The organism is Xylanibacter rarus (assembly GCF_001275135.1).
GTDB lineage: Bacteria > Bacteroidota > Bacteroidia > Bacteroidales > Bacteroidaceae > Prevotella > Prevotella rara.
This window is the reverse complement of record NZ_LFQU01000057.1, coordinates 1-6,428: the sequence shown is the minus strand read 5'-3', so window position 1 is coordinate 6,428 and position 6,428 is coordinate 1. Positions and strand designations below refer to the sequence as shown.

Sequence of the window (6,428 nt, the reverse complement as noted above, 5' to 3'; positions counted from 1 at the left end):
ATAAGAAATGCAGAATTATTAGTAACCCCATCGTTTCATGGAGTTGTATTTGCCATACTTATGCATACATCTTTTATATATGTTCCATTAAAAGGAAGATTTGAAGGAGGAAACAGTCGTATAACAGATTTATTGGATGAATTGAATTTAACAAACAGAATTTTGAAAGAAGATACAACATTTGATAATATATATAATTTGAATATAGATTGGAATGATGTAGACAAAAATCTTTCAATTATTAGACAAAGGTCTGAGTCTTTTCTAAAAAATATACTATGATTGATAAAAAAATGGAAAAGTTAAATGTTTTATATATTTGTCACACAGCTCATTTAGGTGGTGCTGCATTATCTTTACATAATATGATTCATTCAATGCGGGATAATATTGTGCCAATAGTTTTATTGCCTCAAAAAGGACCTGCTTATGAATTGTTTACAAAGAATAATATAAGATGTATTGTTCATCATTTCAGGATGAATATAAGAGAAAAGAGTAATGTAAAACATATCGTTAAATTTTTGCCACATTATTTACGTGATAAATATTTTAATTTGCGTTGTGTTAATTCGGTCATCTCAGAACTAAATGGAATAAAAATAGATATAGTTCATTCTAATGCGAGTGTTTTTACAATTGGCGTTGATTTATCGAAAAGACTATCAGCTAAACATGTTTGGCATATTCGTGAATTTCAGGATTTGGATTTTAATTTTCAACCATTTACAGGGTGGAAGAGATTAAAAAAAATGATATATGCTTCAGATGCAGTAATAGCAATAACAAAATCTGTCTATAATCATTGGGAATTGAATAAAGCACGTAATGCTTATTATATTTGGGATGCTGTAAGAAGTGTTTCTGACATATGCTTAAATACAAATAAACAAAAATACTTCTTTTTTCTTCGGCTTTATTATGTGAAGCAAAAGGTGCATCTTTTGCAATAAAAGCATTTGGATTATCTAATTTAGCATCTAGAGGATATAAATTGATAATGGCCGGAAATGTTACGGATAATTATAAATTGGAATTAAGCAGACTTATTAATGAATACAAATTAAAAGATAATGTTATTTTGTTGGTTATTGTAAAAATATAAAACAATATATGTCATCTGCAACAGCATTTTTTAATGTGCTCAGAAAATGAAGGCTTAGGTAGAGTGACTGTTGAAGCCATGTTTTATGGATGTCCTGTTATTGCAAGGAACTCAGGAGGAACCAAAGAACTTGTTAAGAATAAAGAAACTGGTTTCACATTTAATGATGTAAATAGCTGTGCTGAAATAATGAAAAAAATGATTTTTTGTGAGTCTGAAAATATCAACATTATTCACAATGCACAAAATTTTGCAAAAGATAATTTTTCAGAAGAAAAATATGGTCAATCAATTCTAAATATATATAGTGCAATTAATAAGTAAATATATTATCACATTTATATTACATAAAGCATAAATCATAATTATAACATAAAAGAGCCATGTCAACATTGTTAATTATTCTCATAATAATCTTAATAATAGAACATAGATTAATTATTCTATTATTATTTACACCATTAATCAGACTATCTGCAATAATAGAAAAAAAATATTATAAAGATGGAAGTTTACCAAAGCCAATATCTATATTTCAAAAAATAGAATTTTTCTTTTTTTTAAAATGGATGCTTTAAAAAACCGTTTGTTCCTTTTATGGATTTCTCATATATATGTACATTTTATAAGAGATTTCTTTTACAAAAAAATATATCTTATTGACATTAAGAAAAATGCGATTATTTATTATGGAGCAGAAATACGAAATCCGACAGGATTATGTATTGGAAAAGGTAGTATCATTGGAGATAACGCCATTTTAGATGCTCGCGCAGGCTTAATCATAGGAGATGATGTGAATCTATCTTCAGATGTACAAATTTGGACATATCAACACGATTATAGAGATCCTTTTTTCTCATGTAATCCAGGACATTATGGAAAAGTTATTATAGGAAACAGAGCTTGGATTGGACCTCGTGTTATAATTCTTCATAGCGTAAAAATTGGCGAAGGAGCAGTTATTGCTGCTGGTGCAGTTGTTACGAAAGATGTTCCTCCTTTTACTTTAGTCGGTGGTATACCCGCTAAAATTATTGGGAAACGTCCTCAAAACCTAAAATATCATTTTAATGGAAAAGCATGTAGTTTCTTATAAAAATATGAAAATATCAGTTATAACAATTGCATTTAATGCATACAAAGAAATTGAAAAAACAATACAATCTGTCGTAACTCAACAATATGATAATTATGAATATATTATTGTTGACGGAGCAAGTACTGATGGTACTGTTGATATTATAAAAAAATACTATAAATCTATTTCTAAATGGATAAGTGAGCCTGACTCTGGCATTTATAATGCAATGAATAAAGCTATAAACATGGCTTCAGGTGAATATTGTATTTTTATGAATGCAGGAGATATGTTTGCCAATCAACTTGTTTTAAAACAGGCTTCGCTATTTCTTGATGACGATTTTGATGTGTTAACTGGATGTGAAATTTCAACAAAGGATGGAAAAGTCATAGATTATGTTCAACCAATAGAAAAAGTAACAAAAGAACATTTTTTTGTGACATCAATCAGTCATCAGGCATCCTTTATAAAAAGATCTTTATTGTTAAGATATCCTTACGACGAGACTCTAAAATTAGTAAGTGATTGGAAATTTTGGCTTCAAACAATTGTCTTTGGGAATTGCACATATCGGCCGATGGATATAGATGTATGTATTTTTAACCATGATGGTCTTACATTCTCCTTGAATAATATTGGCAAAGTTGAAAGAGAAAAAGTTATTAAAGAATTTTATAATGAAAAAGATATAAACTATCTATCCCAAAAATATAATAGCTACATTTATAAATTAAAGCAGAAAATCATTAGAAGAATTTGGAACAGGCAAAGTTTTGATCTTTTCAAAAGAAAACTAAAAACGATATACTCTTATATAAATGTTCTAGGGATTATTGGGATACCCATTGCCTTCTTAAATAGCATAAAGAAAAAACGGTGCTACTTAATTGTTCAAAAAACTATTTCAAAATATTTAAAAAGAAATTATAGTCAATTTATTCAAGATACAAAACTCGAACAAAAACAAATCATAGAAAAAGGAAAAGACCCAATATGGGTATGTTGGTGGCAAGGGGAGAAGATGATGCCTCTTGTACCTAAAATATGTATAAAAAAAATCAGAGAAAATCTAAATAAAAATCAATGCCTTATTATTATAGATAAGACCAATTATAATAAATACATCAATATACCACAATATATTATTGACAATGTAAATAAAGGCGATATTTCAATAACCAATTTTTCAGACATCCTAAGATTCGGTCTCCTTTCCAAATATGGTGGGCTTTGGATTGATGCTACATGCTATACGACATCAATAATTCCAGATATTTCTTCTATTGAATTTTATAGCAGCAAAAAATATTCTGATGACGATTATTCATACATATCTAAATATAGATGGGCAAGCTATCTTATAGGAGGTAAACAAAGATTGATTTTTACTAATATGTTTATACTATTTCTCGAATATTGTAAACGTGAATCTTTATTTGTTGATTATCTCTTATTAGACTATTTTCTTAATCTTATTTATAATGAAAGTTTCATTTGTAAAGAATCTATAGACAAATTAGGTATCTCGGAACCTAATATATTAGATTTACAAAAGCAAATGAATGAACAATATAACAAAGACAAATTCCCAAATGGTATATTCCACAAGCTATCATGGAAAATAAAATTCAATCCTTATATTGAAGGGACTACACAAAAAACATTCTGGGGAGAAATAATTGAAAACATTTAAATATGAAAACATTAACAGGGAGTATAATTTATCTATCAAAATTAGAATATATTTTAATATTCTTATTTTTTATAATGTGTGGATTCACAAATAGTTATATAATCCCATATAAGACCTTATTTATTGCGATAATCGCCTTAATATACATTTTAAATAAAAAAATAAAACTCCAGAAATCATTATATATTTATATTAGCTCATTTATACTTGTATTTATATTACAGAAATATTATTATGGTATATCAGAAATGAGCAACTCATTACAAATGATTTTTGCTGGTTGGTTTATTTGTTCTATATTAGGTGAAAGATTTAAATATATATATTTTAATATTATATATATATTGTGCCTAATATCTATTCCTTGTTATCTACTAATGATAATTTTTAATATAATTCCTAATATTGATAGCATCAATATAGGAAATTATAAAGGCTTTTTCCTATGGAATGTTAGAATAAATGAGATTATTAAAGGAAGAAACTGTGGCCCCTTTTGGGAACCGGGTGCTTTTGCCGGTTATATTTGTATTTCTCAAATTTTATTTTTTGACCGTCTATCCCTATTATGGAAAATATATAAAAAGAAAATGATTATTATTTTCATAGCTTTGCTAACAACAGTAAGTACGCAAGGGTATGTTGTATTTTTCTTTATATACATATTCTATTATTTAAGCAAGAAATTATCAGTTTCAAAACTTTTATCTTTAGTAATAATTATCTTCATTGGTTATATTGTTGCGACCAGCATACCTTTTATAGGTGAAAAAATTCAAGAGCAGATAGGAGTAGCTAAAGATATAGAATCAAAAGAAGGAAGCCAAAATCTTTCAAGATTCTCTACAGCAATGATGGATATTTATTATATCATCAAACATCCAATAATAGGAAATACCACATATCCTCAAATTAGATATGTTGATCATCCTTATGTTCGGGCTGCTGTTGAATATCAAGGTGGATGGGGGACAGGGTCTGGTGTTACTGACTTTATTGCGGCTTATGGTCTTATCCCATTTTGTATTTGGCTACTCTATACATGTAGAACTTTTAAGAACGGATTTGGAAAAAAATCAATGGTATTATGTCTAATGCTAATATTAATGTTAGGAAATGCCGAATGCTACTTTTTATGGATATTATACCATTCATTCCCTTTTATAAAACTATATGACAAAAAATCTTAGAGGTATGAAGATATTATTTATTTCTACTAATTGTTCCGATAACGGAGGAGGAGCCGTTATTACAAAACGTAATTTAGATGTTTTAAAAGAAATAGCAGGTACTAATAATGTTCTAGTAATTACGATAGAAAAGCAAAGAACAAAATTAAGCGATGTTGTTGATAGATGTACAAAACATTATGTAGTAGGATTAAACTCTTCATTGGTAAAAAAAATAATTCAAATCAGTAAAGATTTTGACATTATATGGATAGATGGCTCATTTTGGGGACGATTAGCAAAAGAGTTGAAACATAACGGGTATCAAGGACGGATAATTACTTTTTTCCATAATGTAGAAAAATATTTTAGAAAAAGAAATTTCTTTCAAACCTTAATGTATCCGTTATACAACAGACCAATAATAAAGTCTGAAATTGAAGGTATTGTATATTCAGATAACCTTATAGCCCTTACTAAAAGAGATGCAAATTATATAAAAAAAATAAAATCAAACGCCTCAATAACAATATTACCATCATCTATAAAAGATTCATTTATTTCTGATAAAGAGACACAAAAGAATTCATCTGAAAAAAGTCTATTAAAATTACTTTTCGTAGGAAGCTACTTCTATGCTAATGTCAATGGATTAACTTGGTTTATTAAAAATGTTATTCCTAAAATAAATGTTGAATTAACTATTGTTGGATCTAATATGGATCGTCTTCCTTTTCATTCAATAAAAAATATTCATATTCACGGTTTCGTACCTGATTTAGGAGTATTCTATAGAAACTGTGATGCAATTATATCACCTATTTTTGAAGGTAGTGGAATGAAGACAAAAACTACAGAAGCACTAATGTGGGGTAAATATATAATAGGAAGCCATGAAGCATTTGTCGGTTTTACCATACCAAGAGACTTATATAAAGAATGTAATACCGCAGATGAATTTATTAATGGTATAAATATGTTATCAAATAACAAGCCTCCGAAATTTATCAAAGAAGTAAGAGACTTGTATCTCGAAAAATATTCATTCAATAATTCAGTAGACATAATAAAGAGAATGCTTAATTTATAAATTCCAAATTTTGAGATCCATAATTATTTCAATCATAACCAATGAAAAATCTTTTTAGAATTTTATTTTTAATCTTATACTACGGATTTGCACAATATCTTCCAGGATCATATACACCTATATTTGGTAAATTATATAATTCTATACGAATTTGGTGTGTAAAACATATATTCAAAAAATGCGGAAAAATTTCGACAATAGATAGAAAAGCATATTTTGGTACAGGACGTAACATAGAAATTGGTGATTATAGTGGTATCGGAGCAAATTGTATAGTACCTAATAAT

The 6,428-nt window shown here is 27.7% G+C and carries 7 protein-coding genes and 1 pseudogene; all 8 read left to right on the top strand.

The genetic code is table 11. From position 1 onward, the window contains the following. Positions 1-282 (top strand): polysaccharide pyruvyl transferase family protein (locus tag ACU52_RS15345; protein ID WP_162207791.1); only part of this gene is annotated, 282 nt, incomplete at its 5' end. Continuing rightward, the gene (locus tag ACU52_RS14345; protein ID WP_053399298.1) at positions 279-953 is read left to right on the top strand and encodes a glycosyltransferase family protein; all 675 of its coding nucleotides are present in this window, start codon (positions 279-281) and stop codon (positions 951-953) included. The genes ACU52_RS15345 and ACU52_RS14345, both read left to right, overlap by 4 nt. A 185-nt stretch (positions 954-1,138) precedes the next feature. Next, positions 1,139-1,429, top strand: a complete 291-nt coding sequence (locus tag ACU52_RS15940) for a glycosyltransferase (protein ID WP_053399297.1) — start codon at positions 1,139-1,141, stop codon at positions 1,427-1,429. A 241-nt stretch (positions 1,430-1,670) separates the two neighbouring features. Further along, complete coding sequence (locus ACU52_RS15860; RefSeq protein WP_053399296.1) at positions 1,671-2,204, top strand: acyltransferase; 534 nt, start codon at positions 1,671-1,673, stop codon at positions 2,202-2,204. Next, positions 2,179-3,882, top strand: a complete 1,704-nt coding sequence (locus tag ACU52_RS14330; protein WP_053399295.1) for a capsular polysaccharide synthesis protein — start codon at positions 2,179-2,181, stop codon at positions 3,880-3,882. Before ACU52_RS15860 ends, ACU52_RS14330 begins: the two co-directional genes overlap by 26 nt. A gap of 2 nt (positions 3,883-3,884) precedes the next feature. Next, positions 3,885-5,072 carry a hypothetical protein gene (locus tag ACU52_RS14325; protein ID WP_053399294.1) on the top strand — a complete coding sequence of 396 codons (1,188 nt, stop codon included), beginning with the start codon at positions 3,885-3,887 and terminating at the stop codon, positions 5,070-5,072. Positions 5,073-5,076: 4 nt separating this feature from the next. Next, entirely contained in the window at positions 5,077-6,141 is a 1,065-nt protein-coding gene (locus tag ACU52_RS14320) for a glycosyltransferase (RefSeq protein ID WP_162207790.1), read from the top strand. A 41-nt stretch (positions 6,142-6,182) separates the two neighbouring features. Continuing rightward, positions 6,183-6,428 (top strand): annotated as a pseudogene (locus ACU52_RS15505) (acyltransferase); the annotation flags it as partial.